20 protein-coding genes are annotated in these 18591 nt (G+C 56.8%); 3 read left to right on the top strand and 17 right to left on the bottom strand.

Going from position 1 to position 18591, the window contains the following annotated elements:
- Positions 1–94: 94 nt before the first annotated feature.
- The 7 genes from accD to FS819_RS16065 all read right to left on the bottom strand — a co-directional run bounded on the left by accD (position 95) and on the right by FS819_RS16065 (position 6678).
- Positions 95–1015 carry an acetyl-CoA carboxylase, carboxyltransferase subunit beta gene (gene accD / locus FS819_RS16095; protein ID WP_234624570.1) on the bottom strand — a complete coding sequence of 307 codons (921 nt, stop codon included), beginning with the start codon at positions 1013–1015 and terminating at the stop codon, positions 95–97.
- Between the two features lie 134 nt (positions 1016–1149).
- Positions 1150–1989 carry a tryptophan synthase subunit alpha gene (gene trpA / locus FS819_RS16090; RefSeq protein ID WP_156548160.1) on the bottom strand — a complete coding sequence of 280 codons (840 nt, stop codon included), beginning with the start codon at positions 1987–1989 and terminating at the stop codon, positions 1150–1152.
- A gap of 1 nt (position 1990) precedes the next feature.
- Complete coding sequence (gene trpB, locus FS819_RS16085) at positions 1991–3211, bottom strand: tryptophan synthase subunit beta (RefSeq protein ID WP_234624569.1); 1221 nt, start codon at positions 3209–3211, stop codon at positions 1991–1993.
- A complete protein-coding gene (locus FS819_RS16080) occupies positions 3208–3882 on the bottom strand; it encodes a phosphoribosylanthranilate isomerase (protein WP_156548159.1) in 675 nt (224 codons plus the stop codon). Before FS819_RS16080 ends, trpB begins: the two co-directional genes overlap by 4 nt.
- Positions 3883–3923: 41 nt before the next feature.
- Complete coding sequence (locus tag FS819_RS16075) at positions 3924–4679, bottom strand: M48 family metallopeptidase (protein WP_409050054.1); 756 nt, start codon at positions 4677–4679, stop codon at positions 3924–3926.
- Between the two features lie 119 nt (positions 4680–4798).
- Positions 4799–5245 (bottom strand): DUF2852 domain-containing protein, encoded by a 447-nt coding sequence (locus tag FS819_RS16070; protein ID WP_070166265.1) that lies wholly within the window; start codon positions 5243–5245, stop codon positions 4799–4801.
- A gap of 137 nt (positions 5246–5382) precedes the next feature.
- On the bottom strand, positions 5383–6678 hold the full coding sequence (locus FS819_RS16065; RefSeq protein ID WP_071203220.1) for a polyhydroxyalkanoate depolymerase: 1296 nt from the start codon (positions 6676–6678) through the stop codon (positions 5383–5385).
- A gap of 420 nt (positions 6679–7098) precedes the next feature.
- Here FS819_RS16065 and FS819_RS16060 point away from each other — a divergent pair, with 420 nt between their 5' ends.
- The gene (locus FS819_RS16060; RefSeq protein WP_156548157.1) at positions 7099–7695 is read left to right on the top strand and encodes a nitroreductase family protein; all 597 of its coding nucleotides are present in this window, start codon (positions 7099–7101) and stop codon (positions 7693–7695) included.
- A 163-nt stretch (positions 7696–7858) separates the two neighbouring features.
- On the opposite strand, the gene gyrB is transcribed toward FS819_RS16060, so the two are convergent.
- The 5 genes from gyrB to FS819_RS16035 all read right to left on the bottom strand — a co-directional run bounded on the left by gyrB (position 7859) and on the right by FS819_RS16035 (position 13230).
- Positions 7859–10294: a DNA topoisomerase (ATP-hydrolyzing) subunit B gene (gene gyrB / locus FS819_RS16055; protein WP_070152498.1), complete on the bottom strand. Its 2436-nt coding sequence runs from the start codon at positions 10292–10294 to the stop codon at positions 7859–7861.
- A 125-nt stretch (positions 10295–10419) separates the two neighbouring features.
- Positions 10420–10815, bottom strand: coding sequence for a helix-turn-helix domain-containing protein (locus FS819_RS16050; protein WP_012654509.1), 396 nt, complete (start codon positions 10813–10815; stop codon positions 10420–10422).
- Complete coding sequence (locus FS819_RS16045; protein ID WP_156548156.1) at positions 10812–11390, bottom strand: Smr/MutS family protein; 579 nt, start codon at positions 11388–11390, stop codon at positions 10812–10814. The genes FS819_RS16050 and FS819_RS16045 overlap by 4 nt, the downstream gene beginning before the upstream one ends.
- Positions 11390–12535: a murein transglycosylase A gene (gene mltA / locus FS819_RS16040; protein WP_156548155.1), complete on the bottom strand. Its 1146-nt coding sequence runs from the start codon at positions 12533–12535 to the stop codon at positions 11390–11392. The genes FS819_RS16045 and mltA overlap by 1 nt, the downstream gene beginning before the upstream one ends.
- Positions 12532–13230 carry a Tim44/TimA family putative adaptor protein gene (locus FS819_RS16035; RefSeq protein WP_156548154.1) on the bottom strand — a complete coding sequence of 233 codons (699 nt, stop codon included), beginning with the start codon at positions 13228–13230 and terminating at the stop codon, positions 12532–12534. The genes mltA and FS819_RS16035 overlap by 4 nt, the downstream gene beginning before the upstream one ends.
- Positions 13231–13351: 121 nt before the next feature.
- On the opposite strand from FS819_RS16035, the gene FS819_RS16030 reads away from it, so the two are divergent.
- Complete coding sequence (locus FS819_RS16030; RefSeq protein WP_156548153.1) at positions 13352–13885, top strand: FxsA family protein; 534 nt, start codon at positions 13352–13354, stop codon at positions 13883–13885.
- A gap of 93 nt (positions 13886–13978) precedes the next feature.
- Complete coding sequence (secB, locus tag FS819_RS16025) at positions 13979–14440, top strand: protein-export chaperone SecB (protein ID WP_012654504.1); 462 nt, start codon at positions 13979–13981, stop codon at positions 14438–14440.
- Positions 14441–14523: 83 nt separating this feature from the next.
- Here secB and dnaQ read toward each other — a convergent pair whose 3' ends face one another.
- The 5 genes from dnaQ to FS819_RS16000 all read right to left on the bottom strand — a co-directional run bounded on the left by dnaQ (position 14524) and on the right by FS819_RS16000 (position 18230).
- A complete protein-coding gene (gene dnaQ / locus FS819_RS16020) occupies positions 14524–15234 on the bottom strand; it encodes a DNA polymerase III subunit epsilon (RefSeq protein WP_156548152.1) in 711 nt (236 codons plus the stop codon).
- 106 nt (positions 15235–15340) lie between these two features.
- Positions 15341–15928: a dephospho-CoA kinase gene (gene coaE / locus FS819_RS16015; RefSeq protein WP_156548151.1), complete on the bottom strand. Its 588-nt coding sequence runs from the start codon at positions 15926–15928 to the stop codon at positions 15341–15343.
- Entirely contained in the window at positions 15925–16785 is an 861-nt protein-coding gene (locus FS819_RS16010; protein WP_156548150.1) for a shikimate dehydrogenase, read from the bottom strand. Before FS819_RS16010 ends, coaE begins: the two co-directional genes overlap by 4 nt.
- A complete protein-coding gene (locus tag FS819_RS16005; protein ID WP_156548149.1) occupies positions 16778–17377 on the bottom strand; it encodes a Maf family nucleotide pyrophosphatase in 600 nt (199 codons plus the stop codon). The genes FS819_RS16010 and FS819_RS16005 overlap by 8 nt, the downstream gene beginning before the upstream one ends.
- Before the next feature lie 31 nt (positions 17378–17408).
- Positions 17409–18230 carry a pyruvate, water dikinase regulatory protein gene (locus FS819_RS16000; protein ID WP_234624568.1) on the bottom strand — a complete coding sequence of 274 codons (822 nt, stop codon included), beginning with the start codon at positions 18228–18230 and terminating at the stop codon, positions 17409–17411.
- Positions 18231–18591: the final 361 nt, after the last annotated feature.

The following is an 18591-nucleotide window of genomic DNA, read 5'->3' as shown; positions in this document are numbered from 1 at the left end:
CTTGCAAGTCGTTTTAAGGGCCGGAGGCAGTGATACTGCTTCCGGCTTTAAGCATGTCATGCGGCGATTGCCGTCAGTATATCACCCAAAGCGATCAGGCGGAAACGGCGCGCGAGGCCTCAATGACCGACAAGGTCTTGTCGTCATTGGCGCCAACCACCGTTGCCGGCTGCCGGGTCAGGATTTTCAGGGTGCGGGCCAGGGTGGCCGGAATATCGTGGCGCTTGACCACCATATCGACCATGCCGTGCTCCAGCAGGTATTCCGAGGTCTGGAACCCCTCCGGCAGCTTTTCGCGGATGGTCTGCTCGATCACGCGCTTACCAGCAAAGCAGATTTCGGCACCCGGCTCAGCGATATGGAGATCGCCCAGCATGGCATAAGAGGCTGTCACGCCACCCGTGGTCGGATTGGTCAGCACAACGATGTAAGGCAGGCCTGCTTCCTTCAGCAAATCGACGGCAACAGTAGTGCGCGGCAATTGCATCAGCGACAGAATGCCTTCCTGCATACGCGCCCCGCCCGAAGCCGGGAACATCACCAGTGGGCATTTTTCCGCAATGGCCCGCTCGAACGCCTTGACGATGGCTTCACCAGCAGCAATGCCGAGCGAACCGCCCATGAAGTTGAATTCATGCACGACGGCCACTAGCTTCAAGCCTTCGACCGTGCCGAGACCGGCGACAATCGTGTCTTCCTGCTCGGTCTTGGTGCGACTATCCTTCAGGCGGTCGCTGTATTTCTTCGAATCGCGAAACTTCAACGGGTCCTGCGCCACTTTCGGCTGGGCGAAAGCTTCGTACTTGCCGCCATCGAACAGATCGGCCAGCCGCGCCTTGGCAGGCATTTTCATGTGATAGCCGGAGGCGGGAACAACCCATTTGTTCTCTTCCAGATCCTTATGAAAGACCATTTCGCCGGTTTCGGGGCACTTGATCCAGAGATTGTCCGGAACATCGCGACGGCCCAGCATGGAATTGATGCGGGGGCGAACGTAATTGGTAATCCAGTTCACTTTGAATACTCCTTGATCGAGCAGTTCCGGGATCGGCGGGCCGGCATCCGAAAAGGCTGAAAACAGACAATCAGGAAGAGGTGGAACCCGCTCAGGCTCCGCGTCTTCCAAGGCAATAGCCCATTTTAGAAGGACTATTGCGCAGCCGCAAGCCGGGCGGTCTGGACGCCACTTGCCAGCCCACGCACTAGGGTTACCACCGATTGCACGGTATCTGACGTCGCCTTATCATCCTTGGTCAGGCTCAGTGCGACCTGATTGACGATGGCCGTGCCAACCACAACGCCATCGGCGCTGGCGCCAATCAGCCTTGCATGTTCTGCCGTCTTCACACCGAAGCCAACGCAGATCGGCAGATCGGTATGGGCCTTGATCCGCCCGACAGCACCGGCAACCTTGGACGGATCGGGCAAAGCCGAGCCGGTAATGCCGTTCATTGACACATAATAGACGAATCCAGAAGTGTTTTGCAGCACCATCGGCAGGCGCTTTTCATCCGTGGTCGGCGTCGCCAGACGGATGAAATTGATGTCGCGCTGGCGGGCTGGCAGGCACAATTCATCGTCCATTTCCGGCGGAAGATCGACGACGATCAAGCCATCAATGCCCGCTTCCAGCGCATCATCCAGGAATTTTTCGACGCCATAGACATAAATCGGATTGTAATACCCCATCATGACGATCGGCGTAGCCTGATCGCCCTTGCGGAATTCCCGCGCCATATCCAGGGTTTTTACCAGGGTCTGCCCGGCCTTCAGGGCGCGCTGACCGGCCATTTGGATGGCAGGACCATCGGCCATCGGGTCGGAAAACGGCATTCCAAGCTCGATCACATCGGCACCAGCCTGCGGCAGCGCCTTCATAATCGCCAACGACGTTTCGAAATCCGGATCGCCGCCCATGAAATAAGTGACGAGAGCCGGACGGCCCTCTTCCTTCAGATCGGCGAACCGCTTGTCCATACGCTGCGTCATATCAGAGCCCCATTCCCAGAATCTTGCCGACCGTAAAGATGTCCTTATCACCGCGTCCGCAGAGGTTCATCAGGATGATCTCGTCCTTGCCCATTTTCGGAGCGCGCTTCATCACTTCGGCCAGGGCGTGGCTGGGCTCAAGCGCCGGAATAATGCCTTCGGTGCGAGTCAGAAGCTGGAAGGCCTCAAGCGCTTCGGTATCCATGATCGGCACATATTCAACGCGGCCCATATCCTTCAACCAGGAATGTTCCGGACCGATACCCGGGTAATCAAGTCCGGCGGAAATCGAATGGCCATCCTTGATCTGCCCGTCGCTGTCTTGCAGCAGATAGGTGCGGTTGCCATGCAGGACGCCAGGTGTGCCAGCGGTCAGCGAGGCGCAATGCTCTTCGCCATCCAGCCCCTTGCCGCCAGCTTCGACGCCGATCATCCGCACGCTCTCATCATCGAGGAACGGATGGAACAGGCCGATAGCATTGGAGCCACCGCCGACAGCTGCCACCAGCATATCCGGCAGGCGGCCTTCAGCAGCCATCATCTGATCGCGGGATTCCTTGCCGATCACCGACTGGAATTCGCGGACCATTTCCGGATAGGGATGCGGACCGGCAGCCGTGCCGATCATGTAATAGGTATCATCGACATTGGTGACCCAGTCGCGCAGCGCCTCGTTCATCGCATCCTTCAAGGTGCCATGCCCTGAACTCACCGGGCGGACTTCCGCGCCGAGCAGCTTCATGCGGAAAACGTTCGGCGCCTGGCGCTCCACATCGGTGGCGCCCATATAGACGATGCAGGGCAGGCCGAAACGGGCTGCGACCGTGGCTGAGGCCACGCCATGCTGACCGGCACCGGTCTCGGCGATGATCCGGGTCTTGCCCATGCGCTTGGCCAGCAGGATCTGACCGAGACAATTGTTGATCTTGTGCGAACCGGTATGGTTCAACTCGTCGCGCTTGAAATAGATCTTGGCACCACCAAGCTCCGCCGTCAGCCGTTCGGCAAAATAGAGCGGGCTCGGACGCCCGGTATAATGAGTGTTGAGGTGATCGAGTTCAGCCTTGAAGCTGGGGTCAGTCTTGGCATTTTCCCATTCCGCCTGCAGATCCAGGATCAGCGGCATGAGGGTTTCGGCCACGAAGCGACCGCCGAAAATGCCGAAACGGCCATCTTCATCCGGCCCGGACCGGAAGGAATTCGGGATTGGGTTCTGGTTCACTGTACACTCCCTGAAACCGGCGCTGTGGCCGTTGCCAGCCTGACGGCGGCGAAGAACTGATCCATCCGTTCGAGATCCTTGACGCCTGGCGCGCTTTCGACGCCGGAAGATACATCCAGGCCTCGCGCTCCCGTCTCGGCAAGGGCTTGCCCGACATTGTCCTTGTTGAGCCCACCCGAAAGCATGTAATCGACCTCTGCGTCAAGATCACGCAGCAGACGCCAATCGAAGGTGACACCATTGCCGCCCGGCAGATCGGAGCCTTCAGGCGCCTTGGCATCCAGCAGAAAACGATCTGCTATCCCTATATAGGCATCAATCTGCAAAAGATCAGCGGGTTCGCGGATGGAAAACACCTTCATGACAGGAAGACCGTAGAGCGCCTTGATGGTCAGCACCTGCTCCGGGCTTTCGTGGCCATGCAATTGCAGGATATCCGGCTTCAGCAGATACACAATATCATCAAGGTCATCGGTGTCTGCATCAACGGTGACGGCAACGATCTTCGCCCTGCCCCGCGCCTTTTCGGCAATGCGTCCGGCGATATCGGGTTCGATATGTCTTGGGCTTTTCTCAAAGAAGATGAAGCCGACATGGGTGGCGCCAAGGGTCACGGCCTTTTCAACGGCTTCCTCGGTCTTCAATCCACAAATTTTGACATCAGGTTTCATGTCAGCGAAGTGACATGAAATCGGCTCGGAGTCGAGCCAAATCAGTCAAAATCGAGGGCATGCAGTTCCGATCCATGACGCTTCAACCAGCTCTTGGCCTCGTCCATGCCGGGGCAGAGACGCTTGCACAGTGCCCAGAATTGCGGGCCGTGGTTCATTTCCTTCAAATGCGCCACCTCATGAGCGGCGAGATAGTCGATCACCGAGGGCGGCGCCATGACGATGCGCCAGGAAAAGCTTAAATTGCCATCCCAAGAGCAGGAGCCCCAACGGCTGCGTGTGTCCTTCAGCGCCAGGCTCTTTGACGGTTTTCCAAGTCGCCCGGTATGGATGGCGACCAGCCGCTCCAGATCGTGCCGCGCTTCCTTTTTCAAAAAAGCCGACAGCCGGCGACCGGCATGTTCCGGGAGGCCGCTGATGCGGATCACCGGCTCGCCATTCTCCATCTGCACCTGGGTCACGCCGCGCAGCTGGCCGGTATGCTCGATACGATGCGCAATGCCGCGCAGCGAAATCACGCCCCCTGCCCTGACTTTCGTATCATCGGAAAAGCGGGCCAGTTTGTTTTCCAGCCAGCCGCGATGCCGCTCGATAAAATCGTTGACGTCGCCTTGGCGCACCCCTTTGGGAATGGTCATTTTCAGGCCCCGGCCACCGGGCTCGATCCGCAGGGTAATGCGGGTGGCGCGAAGATTTTCGCGAATGGCAAGCGGCACCGCGCGCCCTGCCACGATCAGCTCGCGGCTTTCCGGCACTTTCGTTTTTTTTGCCACTCTGGTCGGGCTTCGCAAAAACAAGGGAAACATGCGGGTCTTTTACCTGATTCGGTCCAGTCATGGCCTTATATCGCTTATCGAGAGCCATAAAAAAGGCCGAGATCCAGATGGATCTCGGCCTTTGTAGACACACATGACGGTTAGTCCTGAGTGAAGGTCTGGACATCGCTGCCACGCTCATCGCGACGGCTGGCATTGCGCTGGTTCATGAAGCGGTTGAATTCATCCTGATCCTTGGCGCGCTGCAATTCCAGGACATAGGCCTCGAATTCCTCACGCATTTCTTCAAGCTTGCGACGTTCCTGCTCGATACGCTCCAGCTCGGCCACACGCCATTCATCGAAGGCGAGGTTACCACTGGAGGCGCTAAAGCGGTTGCGATTGCGTGAGCGGCGGCTGCCGCAGCATTTTGAAAACATGGCGTCCATAGCCTCATTTGCGTTCCGTTTCGATGTGCGGAAGCGATCGCCCCATAAAATATAGGCAAGCATGGCAAGGCCAAGCGGCCAGAAGATCACGAAGCCGAGCACCATCATGGCAATCGTCGCAGGCGTCCAGCCCGGACGCAGCAATGCTGATTGGTTCATTCCATTATCCTCGTTATGTCCGGCAAGCACCATGCGACCGGACATATTCGAGATGGGAATGGCGGGTACAACCTTCAAGCGTGCGTCATTCGCAATTTGCTAAATCACTCGAAAAATTCGGGAAATTCGATTTCTCCTCAAGCTGATTTTCCACCCTTAATCACGCGCTTCACCATCGTTGCCCGCTTTACAGCCGAGGTCGGTTGATTGGAATGCTGCTTGGCAAAAGCAACGATACGCGGTGCGATCTCACGACGGAACCGAGACCCTGTGAAGACGCCATAATGACCAACATCGGGCTGCATGTAATGCATACGCTTGTCATCGGCGAGATTGGTGCAGAGCGTTTGTGCCGCCTTTGTCTGGCCGACGCCGGAAATATCGTCGTTCTCGCCTTCGACCGTCAAAAGCGCCACATTGCGGATGGCGCCACAATCGACCGGTTTGCCACGGTGCATCAGCTCACCCTTTGGCAGGGAATGCCGCATGAACACGGCTTCCACCGTTTGCAGATAGAATTCAGCCGTCAGGTCCATGACCGACAGATATTCATCGTAGAATTCCCGGTGCTTTTCGGCGGAATCGCCGTTGTTCTTCACCAGATGCACATAGAAATCTTTCTGGGCAATCATATGCCGATCGAGATTCATCGACATGAATCCTGAAAGCTGAAGGAAGCCCGGATAGACGGGCCGCAGGAAGCCCGGCTGTGGCCAGGGAACGTTCATGATGACGTTTTCCTCAAACCATTCGATCGGCTTGTTCTTGGCCAGTTCGTTGACGGCGGTCGGATTGATACGCGTATCGATCGGGCCACCCATCAATGTCATGGAGGATGGCACGAACTCATCGTTTTCCGCCTCCATGCGGGCCACGGCTGCCAAAACCGGAACGGAGGGCTGGCAGACGGCGACGAGATTGGTGTTTGGGCCGAGATGATGGAGGATCTCGATCACGTAATCGACATAGTCATCGAAATCGAAAGTTCCGTCCGTCATCGGCACCATGCGGGCATCGATCCAGTCGGTGATATAGACATCGGCACTGGGCAGCAGCGCTTCGACAGTGCCGCGCAGCAAGGTGGCGTAATGTCCTGACATCGGCGCGACGATCAGGATTTTCGGGTCGTCACTCCGGGGCTGGGTCAGGCTCCGGTTGAAATGAATGAGATTACAGAACGGCTTGGACCACGTGACTTCCTCGGTGATCTTCACAGGCGATCCGTCGATCACCGTGGTCGGAAGACCGAATTCGGGCTTGCCATAGCGCCGCGTGTTGCGCTCGATCACCTCGAAGCCTGCGGCCATTGTCCGGCCGATGACGGTATGGGTCAGCGGGTTCAGCGGATTACGGAAGGCCAGACGCATGGCATCTGCCGTGGCACGCAAAGGAGCCATGGCTGCGTGATTCATTTCATACAGTTGATAAAACATCGATGCGATCCGCCTCTTCCCTGTTGTCACTCATCCAAAGCTAAACTGGACCAGTCGAGCCAAGGTTCCGGCCGGAGTTCAAAGGGGTAAAGAAATTGCTTAGCTCCACCACTATCCAACCTTTGACGAGATAGTATGCACAGAAACCTTTATACTTCATAGATTTTATTGCGCGAATCCGCCCATGGGATTTCACACCTTGACAAAGGAGTGATGGAGCTTTCCGGTGCATTTCGGCCATGGTTGTCACACCTTGCCGGTTGCGGCCACACACCCTATGTGCCGCGAAGAGGTTTGGTCAGGTGTTTCGCAACTCTGCCGTAAAAGCAGTGACAATGTCTCGGTATAAATATGCTGATCGCAATGATGCGACCCCTGCACCTTCCTTGTTTCGAGACTTCCACATTTTGAGGTTTGATAATGACAAGCAGCAATCATCGTAACGCCACCCATGACATTCACCCGATCTTCCTCGATCGCTGGTCGCCCCGCGCCTTCACAGGCGAGACTATGAGCAAAACCGAATTGCTGACCATTCTTGAAGCAGCGCATTGGGCGCCGTCGGCTTTTAACTACCAGCCCTGGCGCTTCGTCTATGCCTTGAAGGGCGACGAACATTTCGATGCCCTGCTGGGTGCCCTGATCGAATTCAACCAAGGCTGGGCGAAGAATGCCTCCGCTCTGGTTTTCGTCATTTCCGATACGCTGAGCCGCTCGCCCGACGGCTCCGCGCCGAAGCCTTCGCGCAGCCACAGCTTCGATGCCGGTGCCGCCTGGGGTTATCTCGCACTTCAGGCCATCCATTCCGGCTTCCATGCCCATGGCATGACCGGCGTGGATTTCGACAAGGCTGCCAATGTGCTTGGTGTTCCCTCCGATTTCCATATCGAAGCCGCCGTTGCCATTGGCAAGCTGGGGGATAAATCGATCCTGCCGGAAGGCTTGCAGGCGAAGGAAGTGCCCAATGACCGCAAACTACTGGAAACCGTGGTTTTTGAGGGTAAATTCAAGGCCTGAACGGCTATTCGGAAGGGTCAGTGAAATGATCCTTCTCTTGTGGCACCGTCCACCAAAGGCAGCCTGCGCGGTGCTGTAAGGCCGAATGTTTCACGTGAGTCACGAAAAAGGCCGTGCTTTTTTACAAAGCACGGCCTTTTTATTTTACTACCTGTGAGGTCCGTCAAATGTCCAGATTGGCGACATTCAGGGCGTTTTCCTGGATGAAATCGCGACGCGGCTCCACTTCATCGCCCATAAGGCGGGAGAACAGGCTGTCAGCATCGGTGGCGTCATTGACCCGGACCTGCAACAGTGAGCGCACATTCGGATCGAGCGTGGTTTCCCACAGCTGCTCGGCGTTCATCTCGCCAAGACCCTTATAGCGCTGCATGGATAGGCCCTTGCGACCGAAGGAGAACACGGCATCCAGCAGGTTGCGCGGACCGGAAATGGTCTGCTGACCATCCTTGCGGGTCAGGACTGGCGGTTGGCCATAGATATCGTTCAAGCGGGTGGCGAGCTGGTCGATATGGCGGGCGTCTGACGAACCAATCAGCGCCACATCCAGCGCCGCCACTTCCTTGACACCACGCACCATGCGCTCGAAGCGCAGGCCGCCTTCTTCCGTTACGAAGCCTTCCCAGCCCCGTTCGGTTTCCTCGGCGATCAGGTCGAGACGCTTGGCGACTTCCGCCGCCGTCTGCTCGGCCCGTTCGCGGTTGGCGGTCAGTTCGTGATTCAATGCGCCGACAACGGCAGCCTGTTCCACGACATTGCGATTGTAGCGGGAATGCAAGCCATCGATCAGGCTGCGCAGCCGCAGCGCGTCCTGCACCACTTCGCGCAGATCCTGTCCGGCGCGTACTTCGCCGCTGCCGAGCTTCAGCGAAGCATCGTCGAGGCCCATGCCGATCAGATATTCTTCCAGCGCCTTTTCATCCTTCAGATACTGAATGGATTTACCGCGTGTGACCTTATAGAGCGGCGGCTGGGCGATATAGAGATGGCCGCGCTCGATCAATTCCGGCATCTGACGGAAGAAGAACGTCAGAAGCAAAGTGCGAATATGCGCGCCGTCGACGTCAGCATCGGTCATGATGATGATCTTGTGATAGCGCAGCTTGTCGGCATTGAACTCGTCCTTGCCGATGGATGTCCCAAGCGCGGTGATCAGCGTGCCGATTTCCTGGCTGGACAACATCTTGTCGAAGCGGGCGCGTTCCACATTGAGGATCTTACCGCGCAGTGGCAGGATCGCCTGGCGCTCACGCGAGCGGCCTTGCTTAGCCGAGCCACCAGCCGAATCACCCTCGACGAGGAAGAGTTCGGATTTGGCCGGATCACGCTCGGAGCAGTCGGCAAGCTTGCCGGGCAGCGAGGCAATATCCAATGCGCCTTTGCGGCGGGTCAGTTCGCGCGCCTTGCGGGCGGCTTCGCGGGCGACGGCAGCTTCCACCACCTTGCCCACCAAGATCTTCGCTTCGGTCGGATGTTCCTCGAACCAGGTGCTGAGCGCTTCGTTGACCAGGCTTTCGACCACGGGCCGCACTTCGGATGAAACCAGCTTGTCCTTGGTCTGCGACGAGAATTTCGGGTCGGGAACTTTGACGGACAAAACAGCCGACAAGCCTTCACGGCAGTCTTCGCCCTGAAGTGTAACCTTTTCCTTCTTGGTGATACCGGAACTGTCGGCATAAGAAGTGATCTGGCGGGTCAGCGCACCGCGGAACCCGGCCATATGCGTGCCGCCATCGCGCTGGGGAATGTTATTGGTGAAGCACAGTACATTTTCATGATAGCTGTCGTTCCACCACATCGCCACTTCGACGGTAATGCCATCCTTCTCGCCACGGATGGCGACAGGATTGCTGACCAGCGGCTTTTTCGAACGGTCGAGATAGCGCACGAAGGCTTCGAGGCCGCCGTCATACAGCATTTCTTCCTGGCGGATATCGGACTTGCGTTTGTCAGTCAGCAGAATGCGCACGCCGGAATTGAGGAAGGCGAGCTCGCGCAGGCGATGCTCCAGCGTTCCATAATCGAACTCGACCTGGGTAAAGGTTTCCGTGCTGGGCAGAAAGGTGATCTCCGTGCCGGAGCGGCCTTGATAATCGCCAGTCACGGCCAGCGGTGCATCGGCAACGCCATGGGTGAAGCTCATTTCATGAACCTTTCCATGACGGCGGATCTTCATGGAAAGCTTGACGGACAGCGCATTGACTACAGAGACACCAACGCCGTGTAGACCGCCGGAGACCTTGTAGGAATTCTGGTCGAACTTACCGCCCGCGTGCAGCTGGGTCATGATGACTTCGGCGGCCGAAATGCCTTCGCCGGTATGTATGTCGGTGGGAATACCGCGTCCGTTGTCGGTCACGGTCACTGAGCCATCTGCGTTCAGCGTCACCGTGACGATATCGGCATGACCGGCAAGTGCCTCGTCAATGGCGTTGTCGACGACTTCATAGACCATATGATGCAGGCCGGACCCATCATCCGTATCACCGATATACATGCCGGGACGTTTGCGGACAGCATCGAGGCCTTTCAGCACCTTGATGGAGTCAGCACCATAGGCAGTGCTGGCGGCATTTGCTTCATCGGTTGTTTCAGTCATTCAGCGATCTTTCCAGTGTCATAAGCAATATGCGTGGCCGCAACAAAAATTATGGCGAATCACACACGTTGGCACTTTCCGACTATAGGGATTTTGCGGCGACTTCCAAATCGCAGCTATGAAATTCAGCAGGCTTCCACGGGATTTCCAGGGTTTTGACGGTCCCGCTCGCTTCTGCTGAGGAGTGCGTTGAGATCTTCTATCACATCGGGCGACAAGGTGCGAATCATCCCTGCAAGCCGGTTGGCAAAAGCGGTATGGGCAGCAGGCAGACCAGCGGTATCCAGCGTCACCCTGGGATGGGAAAGGCCCGCTATTGCAAACAGGTCATCGGCCTCATCCCATATGATGTTGAAATAGCCGGCAATGCGCTGCAAGAGGTCGAAACTCGGCTTGCCGCGCCGTCCGTGCTCGAGCGCCGAAAGATAGGCTGGCGTCACGCCAATCGCCTTGGCCATGTCTTTCTGGCTCACGCCCTTGCGCTCCCGAAGCCCACGCACCGCATCGCCGAAGGGTGTCATTGTCCATCCCCACCAACTCTCTCTCCACCCCGGCGCGCCAAGCGGACGTAAAGCGCGCCCTCCCCGCCATGATGAGGAGCCGCTGGCTCATGGGAGGAAATCAGGTAGCGAAACTCCGATTTGGAAAACCATAGCGGCACCGCTCGTTTCAAGGCGCCTTCGCTGCCCATCGAACTGCCCTTGCCGGTGATGATCAAGACGTGCCGAAGTCCACGCTCATGGGCGCGCACCAGAAATTCCAACAGGATCGCATGGGCCTCGCTCTGGAACAGTCCGTGCAGGTCGATGCGGGCTTCCAGCTTGAGCTTGCCACGCGACAGCTTGCGCTTGACGGGACGCTCCAGCGGATGGTGGAGGCCGGAGGGCTTCTTCGGCTCAGGCTTTGCGGCAGAACTTTCGAGCGAGGCACGCATGGCGGCAAGGCCGGGTTCCAACACTTTAGACGCTTCCAATTCTGTCAAGGCGTCTTCAAAGGCAGTCAATTCTTCCAGGCGACCGGCCATGGGTCGGGTGGTGCGTGCCACCTTGCCCCACAAAATACGGTCTTCCGTACTGATCCTGTCCCTGCCCGCCATCAACCAAACCTCGACTCGACCCTTTTAGCGGCCTGTTTCGGGATCAGGATATAGAAATCCGCGTCGTTGCGCACCGCCCCGGCAAGATTTCCTGCTTCATCGCCAGAGCCGGTAAAGATGTCGCCGCGCGCCGGTCCGACAATCGCCGAGCCCGTATCGAGCGCCAGCATCAACCGCGCAAAAGGCTTGCCGCTATCCAAACCCATCGGGTCTTGGGACGTCAGGGTTTGGGAATGAATGAAAAACGGGAAGCCGAATGTATGGATCGTCCGGTCCACTGCCAGGGATCGTCCCGCCACCAGTGGCACTTTCGCCGCCGCGATAGGACCGCGCGACAGGTCACCGACCTCAGCTTCACGGAAAAAGATATAGGAGCGATTGTGCCACAAGACTTCATCGACCTGATCGGGATGAGACGCGAGCCAGGAGCGGATCGCTTGCATCGACATCGCCTCGGCAGAAATTTCACCGCGCTTTAGCAGCAACCCGCCAATACCGGAAAAAGGATGACCCGCCTTGGCGGCATAGGTAATCCGTCCAACCCGCCCATCCGCATAACGCAGCCGTGCGGCACCCTGGACATGGACGAAAAACACATCGACTTTCGATTTCGCCCAGGCAATTTCCAGCCCGCATCCCTCCAAAAAGCCCTGGTCGATGGCCTGACGATCCGGATAACAGGTTATGCCGGACTCGCTCTTGCGTGCGAACACATAGGACGGATCGATGTTTTCAGGCCGGTTTTGATCATCAAGATCGATCAAATCGTCAGGTCGGCGGTAAAAGGGAAAGCGGTAGAGATCGTCGGGATAATCGGAAACCTCGATATCCGGCTCGTAAAAAGCCGTAACGAAACCCGCCTTCCCATTCGTGCATACTACGCGGAAAACCTGGCATTCGTCTTCCAGCAGGCGCCGCAATGCGTCGCCGTCTACTCGCGGTAAAGCCGCTGCCTTTTCAAGCAGCGGCACGAGATCCTGTGCGGTCAAGCCCAACTGGCCGGGCCGGTAAGGCTTGACCGTGGTCAGATAATCCAGGCAATCGGCCATGGCCGGCAAAAGCGCCGAGGGATCATCCGCGTCCCAGCCGGGGAGTTGGTCGAAACCAACAGGCTCCAGCCGAAACTTGGTCGCTTCACCACTCATTGGTCGGATTCGGTGGCGATCAGCTTCCAGTTCGGATCGCGTGAGCGCGTGTCGCGGGCAAAGGTCCAGATATCGTTGACATCGCCAACCGATTCCGCATCTCCCTCGATCACTGCGCCTTGACTGTCATAGGTCGCGGAAATCAACTGGCTGACGAGGCGGACAGTGATCTGGACTTCCTGGCCTCGGACTTCCGCACCGGTGATTTCCGCCTTGTCGATACCAACAAAGGTTGACTTCATCACTTCGCCGCGCTGTTCGCGCTCCGTAATGGCCGTGTCGAAACCGTCATAGACCTCACGCGACAGCAGATCCTTCAAACTCTTCCTGTCGCCAGCGGCAAAGGCAGTGACGATCATTTCATAAGCCATGCGCGCACCGTTGAGGAATTCCTTCGGCACAAAGCTCGGATCAACCTCCACGACCTGGCGCAATTGCTGGTTCAGCGGGGTGCCAACCGGGGCATAGGCGTCGATTGCCGTCTGGCGTTCCTCGCCATCGGCCTCGTCGCGTCGGGGTAAAGTCACGACCCGCGCATCTTCCGCTGCTGGAGATGTAGCGTCCGGACGTCCAGCGAAAGGATCTTTCGGTGGCTTTTCATTGCCAGTGCGACGTCCCAATACGCTACGCAGCTGCCAGAAAATCAGGACCGCAGCCACCAGAAAGAAGAGAGTCACAAAATCATTAGAACCCATTGCCACCGCACCGCTGTTTAATTTGAAGCTTTCTCACTCCATATAGTCTGCCTGCATGCTGCATTCAAATAGCCGATGCCACTTCTTTAGAGTCTCACGATAATCGTTTAAAGGAAACCAAATGCGACTGACCGCCCTTTTCCTGTTGCTACTGCCTTTGATGGAGATCGCCGGCTTTGTCCTGGTCGGGCAATGGCTGGGTGTTCTGCCCACGCTGGCGCTGGTGATCGGCTCCAGTCTGCTCGGCCTGCTGGTGCTCCGCAGCCAGGGGATCAGCCTCGCCCAGCGCCTGCGCCGTCCACGTTCGGGCGATCCGGAACGAGCGGCCAAAGGCGTCCTGAGTGGCACGGCACAGATGTTCGGCGGGCTGCTGCTGATATTGCCGGGCTTCATCACGGATATTCTTGGCCTGCTGCTCCTGGTGCCAATGGTGCGCTCTGCGCTTTGGAAGATCATCAGCCCAAGACTTGTCTTCGTGCAGCGCGGCGGGCGGGGACCTGGCTGGCAAAAGCGGCCAGGCGGACCGTCGTCATCAGGACCAGGGCCGGCAAAAGCGGAGGACATCATCGATCTCGATGAAAAGGATTATCAAAGGCACAATCCCAACGGCTCCTCTCCGTGGACCCGGTTGCCAGGGGATGAGGGCAAGGGATGAGTGCCAATGGGTGAGCGCCAGGGGTGAAAGGCTTGTAAGGCCCACCTTGAAATGATAGATGGCCTCGAACCATAAAAGCCTTGAGGAACCCCAATGGCCAATGAAAACAGCAATGGGGCGGAGAGCCCGTCCCTGAATATCCTTGCACAATATATCAAGGATCTGTCCTTCGAAAATCCGGGTGCGCCGCGCTCGCTCCAGGCCCGGGACAAGGCCCCTTCGATCAACATCAATGTCAATGTCAACGCCAACCCGCTGTCGGACAATGATTTCGACGTGGTCCTGTCGCTGACCGCCGAAGCGCGCGACGACGATAAAGTGGTTTTTGCAGCCGAACTGGTTTATGGCGGCGTCTTCCGCATCACCGGTTTCCCCCAGGAACACATGCTGCCGGTGCTGTTCATCGAATGCCCGCGCCTGCTCTTCCCGTTTGCACGCCAGATCATCGCCGATGCCACGCGCAATGGCGGTTTCCCGCCGCTGATGATTGACCCCATCGATTTTGCACAGATGTTTGCCCAGCGCTTTGCCGAGGAGCAGGGTCGGGTCAACTGATCCTTGCGTCATCCCGCTGTTTTTTAAGCACAAAAAAGCCCGGTCGATCCGGGCTTTTTTTATGCCGAATAAGGCGATGACGATTATTCGACTTGATTGTAATGCGCCCAGATCGCCTTCTGGCCAAGCCGCTTGACCAGGGCTGCATGGCGTTCCTGCTCAACCTCGGTTAGACGCGGCGCCAGTGTTTTCGGACGGGCGGCAATTTCGACCGTCACATTGCTATCCTGAGTGCGGGATCGCTTGTCGCTGTTTCCAGACTGCTCAAGACCGAAGGTCGCCTGGCGGCCGCCCAGCATTTCGATATAGACTTCAGCCAGAAGTTCGGAATCGAGCAAGGCGCCATGCTTGGTGCGATGAGAATTGTCGATACCATAGCGTCGGCAAAGCGCATCGAGCGAGTTTGGACCCATCGGGTGTTTGCGCCGCGCCAGAGACAAGGTATCGACGACATGCTCCGGCCCAACCGGCGGGCGACCCAACCGCTCAAACTCGGCATTGATAAATCCCATGTCGAATGTGGCATTATGCGCCACCCATTTTGCGCCATCGAAAAAAGCGACCAGATCCTCGACAATATCGGCGAAGACCGGCTTGTCCTTCAAAAACTCCGGTGTAATGCCGTGAACCGCCAAGGCATCCGGGTGAATGGCCCGGTCGGCAGGATTGATATAGACATGAAAACTACGGCCGGTCGGGAAATGATTGAACAATTCGATACCACCGATTTCAATCACCCGGTCCAGCTTGCTTTCCAGTCCGGTGGTTTCCGTATCGAAAACGATTTCCCGCATCATTGCTCCAGTGTTTGATTTTGTGTTTAGTTTTGGCTGGTAGCAGATCGCTATTCCGACGCCACGCCAATTTCCATATTCCCAGAAAAACTTTGGCGGTTCGATGTCAGGTTTCACCGCGCAGCGTGGAAACGACGGCTTTCACCTGTGCCTGTGCCACCTTAAGGCCTTGTCCGGTGTCAATCACGAAATCCGCGCGGGCGCGCTTTTCGGCATCCGGCATCTGCCGAGACAGAACCAGTGCCAGCTTTTCTTCGCTCCAGCCCGGTCGCGCCAGAACCCTACGCCTTTGAGTATCGGCATCGCAACTGACGACAACGACCTTATCAAGTCGTTTTTCTCCGCCTGTTTCAAACAGCAGTGGAATATCGAAAACAACCAGATCGGCGCCCGCCAATTCCTGATCTTCCAGAAAGTCCTGTTGCCTGTCACGCACCAGCGGGTGAACGATTGCCTCAAGCTGCTTAAGTTTACCCGGATTCTGAGCCAGAGTCCGACTGAGAATTTCCCGATCTACGACTCCAGAAACAACCGCTTCAGGAAACACCGCGCCGATCGGAGCGACCGCATCACCCCGGTACAAGTCATGCACGGCGGCATCGGCATCATAGACCGGCACACCTTCCTGACGAAAAAAATCTGCCGTCGTTGTCTTGCCCATGCCAATCGAGCCGGTCAAACCAATGCGGATCATGGCTGCTTCTCCAGATCGGCAATCAACAACTGGCGTAACTCATCCGTCACCTGTGGCCGGACGCCGAACCATTTTTCAAATCCGGGTACCGCCTGATGCAAAAGCATACCCAGACCATCCACCGTGGCAAAGCCCGCCGCCCTCGCCTGCCGCAGCAGACCGGTTTCCAGCGGCGTGTAGACGATATCCGTTACCAAAGCGCCGGGAGAAAGCTTGTCCCAGTCGATTTGTGGAACATCTTCGCCATTCATACCCAGAGACGTGGTGTTGACCAGAAGTTCCGCGCTAAGCACAACATCCTGCAACTCCTCTCTTCCATGCGCCTGGACGGCAGCACCAAAATGATCTGCCAGATCCTGCGCTCGCGCCAGGGTCCGATTGACCACATGAACATGCTGCAATCCGCGATCCAGCAGTCCCTGGATGATCGCCCGACTGGCACCACCGGCCCCCAGCACAACAGCCTTGCGTGCCTTGTCCCAGCCCGCATATCCCTGATCCAGATTGGCTAGAAAACCGTAAACATCGGTATTGGTGGCATGAATAAGCCCATTTTCAAGCCAAAGCGTATTGGCAGCCCCAAGCTGCCTCGCCACCATGTCAGGAACATCTGCTATCTGAAAAGCAGCCTCTTTATGCGGAATGGTAATGTTACCACCGAGATAGCGGGTCTTGCCTGTTTTCAGTCTGGCGAAGAAATCTGCGATGTCTGCCGGCTGGATCTCCAGTTTCTCATAGCCACCCGCGAGACCGTGCTGCTGAAGCCAATATCTATGGATAACAGGCGAACGCGAATGCTTGATTGGATAGCCGGCAACAAAGGCGCCCTTCAGAAATGTTTCACGTGAATCATGCATGCACAATATCCAATTCGCGCAGTTTCTCCATCAGAGGCAAAAGCGGCACGCCGACGATGGTAAAATAGTCCCCGACGATATCCGAAAACAACTGCACGCCCAAGCCTTCGATCTGGTAGCCACCAACGCTTTTCAGGACCGCCTCGCCTACCTGTTCAAGATAATCGTCCAGAAACGTCTCACTGAATATCCGCATCGTCATCCGGGCCTGGGAGACATGCCGCCAGATCACCTCACCCTGTTTCGCGAGTGCCAGCGCGCTATAAAGCACATGGGTTTCACCCCGCAGGCTGAGCAATTGGTGACGAGCCGAGAGGAGATCCTTTGGCTTGTGATAGATCCGTTCGCCCAGAGCCAAAACCTGATCGCCGCCGATCACAAGACCACCCTGCGCGTGGCGGCTCACGGCCAAAGCCTTTTCGCAGGCCAATACCTGTGCCAGTTCTAGTGGCGACACGTGCTGGTGCTCGGCCCGACCTTCGATTTCGCGTTCATCGATATCGGGTGCCATAGCCGTGAAGCGCAAACCAGCCTGCTCCAGCAATTGCCGTCGGAAAGGGCTGGTCGATGCAAGAATAACGGGAATTGTCATGATTGCCTCAACTTTAAAAAACCATCCGGCATTAGCGCGGCTTGGCACGCAGCGCAATGATTGCCGCCGCTGTCTCTTCAATTGATCGCCGCGTCACATCTATCACCGGCCAATTGTGACGCGCACATAGCGAACGGGCATATTTCAATTCTTCTGCAATGCTCGCCCTGTCCGTATAATCGCTTGGATCGAAGCCGCTGACAGTGCCCAATTCACGATGGCCCCGAACTTGTGAAATCCGATCAGACGTCGCGATCAATCCAACGATCAATGGCCCTTTTGCTGCGAGCAGCGATTCGGGTAAGGGCGAGTCTGGCACGATAGGAATATTGGCGGTCTTAATGCCACGATTGGCGAGATAGATACTGGTCGGGGTTTTCGAGGTACGACTGATCCCGACCAGAACGACATCGGCCTGATCGTAATCCTCGGCCATCTGGCCGTCATCGTGATCCATGGTGTAATTCAGCGCTTCGATACGCGCAAAATAATCGGCATTCATCACATGCTGGGCCCCCACGCGACGGCGGGCCAATGGACCAAGATAGGCCTGAAACGTCCCGATAATAGGCTCAAGCACGTTCACGCTGGGTACACCGATCTCGATACAACGCCGGTCGATGAAGTCCGCCAGTTCCGGATCGACGATTGTGTAAAGAACGATACCGGGCTCCTTATCGATCGATTGGAGCACAGCATCGGCCTGCCGGCGGTTCCGCACCAGTGGATAGACATGCTCGATCGGATTGGAATGCTGAAACTGAACCGCTGCTGCCCGTCCAGCCGAGATCAGGGTTTCTCCTGTTGAGTCAGAAATCAGGTGTAGATGAAAGAAGTTTTTTCTGTTCTCCACGCTATCCTGACCCTGCTGTTGATAGACCTGTAGAAATCGGCCTCACTTTCCCCCTGGCTTTTCACCCTGGGGATATCAGCCGGTTTTTCCACAGCACTAACCCGTTCAGCGTCGTTTTCACAGGCCCTGTGCATAAGGTGGCTGATTTTTATCTGTTCAGCCGACATCCCCAATCCATCCACAGGCCGATCTCCTCTTTACGCTATCCTTATCATTTTGATTTTGATTGGTTTTTTTTGATATCTCGATATAATTATCCAAATTGCCCCCAACCCACTCCCCGCCGCACGCGCTCGCGCCTTAAAACATCGTTAATCTGTGCACTGTCTTTAACCCTTGCTACTCACAGACTCTTAGAAAT

The organism is Allorhizobium sp. Av2 (assembly GCF_021462805.2).
Taxonomy (GTDB): domain Bacteria; phylum Pseudomonadota; class Alphaproteobacteria; order Rhizobiales; family Rhizobiaceae; genus Allorhizobium; species Allorhizobium vitis_G.
The sequence above is the reverse complement of the archived record's forward strand: the minus strand, read 5'-3'. Positions and strand labels throughout refer to the sequence as shown.

What these genes read in the sequence shown, in the direction of transcription:
- FS819_RS16060 (WP_156548157.1), top strand. Translation starts at nt 7,099, where the DNA reads ATGACAAGCAGCAATCATCGTAACGCCACCCATGACATTCACCCGATC.
- gyrB (WP_070152498.1), bottom strand. Translation starts at nt 10,294, where the DNA reads ATGACTGAAACAACCGATGAAGCAAATGCCGCCAGCACTGCCTATGGT.
- secB (WP_012654504.1), top strand. Translation starts at nt 13,979, where the DNA reads ATGGCCAATGAAAACAGCAATGGGGCGGAGAGCCCGTCCCTGAATATC.
- coaE (WP_156548151.1), bottom strand. Translation starts at nt 15,928, where the DNA reads ATGATCCGCATTGGTTTGACCGGCTCGATTGGCATGGGCAAGACAACG.
- dnaQ (WP_156548152.1), bottom strand. Translation starts at nt 15,234, where the DNA reads ATGCGGGAAATCGTTTTCGATACGGAAACCACCGGACTGGAAAGCAAG.
- FS819_RS16035 (WP_156548154.1), bottom strand. Translation starts at nt 13,230, where the DNA reads ATGGGTTCTAATGATTTTGTGACTCTCTTCTTTCTGGTGGCTGCGGTC.
- FS819_RS16030 (WP_156548153.1), top strand. Translation starts at nt 13,352, where the DNA reads ATGCGACTGACCGCCCTTTTCCTGTTGCTACTGCCTTTGATGGAGATC.
- trpA (WP_156548160.1), bottom strand. Translation starts at nt 1,989, where the DNA reads ATGACGCAGCGTATGGACAAGCGGTTCGCCGATCTGAAGGAAGAGGGC.
- FS819_RS16080 (WP_156548159.1), bottom strand. Translation starts at nt 3,882, where the DNA reads ATGAAACCTGATGTCAAAATTTGTGGATTGAAGACCGAGGAAGCCGTT.
- mltA (WP_156548155.1), bottom strand. Translation starts at nt 12,535, where the DNA reads ATGAGTGGTGAAGCGACCAAGTTTCGGCTGGAGCCTGTTGGTTTCGAC.
- FS819_RS16065 (WP_071203220.1), bottom strand. Translation starts at nt 6,678, where the DNA reads ATGTTTTATCAACTGTATGAAATGAATCACGCAGCCATGGCTCCTTTG.
- FS819_RS16050 (WP_012654509.1), bottom strand. Translation starts at nt 10,815, where the DNA reads ATGACACCCTTCGGCGATGCGGTGCGTGGGCTTCGGGAGCGCAAGGGC.
- FS819_RS16010 (WP_156548150.1), bottom strand. Translation starts at nt 16,785, where the DNA reads ATGCATGATTCACGTGAAACATTTCTGAAGGGCGCCTTTGTTGCCGGC.
- FS819_RS16070 (WP_070166265.1), bottom strand. Translation starts at nt 5,245, where the DNA reads ATGAACCAATCAGCATTGCTGCGTCCGGGCTGGACGCCTGCGACGATT.
- FS819_RS16005 (WP_156548149.1), bottom strand. Translation starts at nt 17,377, where the DNA reads ATGACAATTCCCGTTATTCTTGCATCGACCAGCCCTTTCCGACGGCAA.
- FS819_RS16045 (WP_156548156.1), bottom strand. Translation starts at nt 11,390, where the DNA reads ATGGCGGGCAGGGACAGGATCAGTACGGAAGACCGTATTTTGTGGGGC.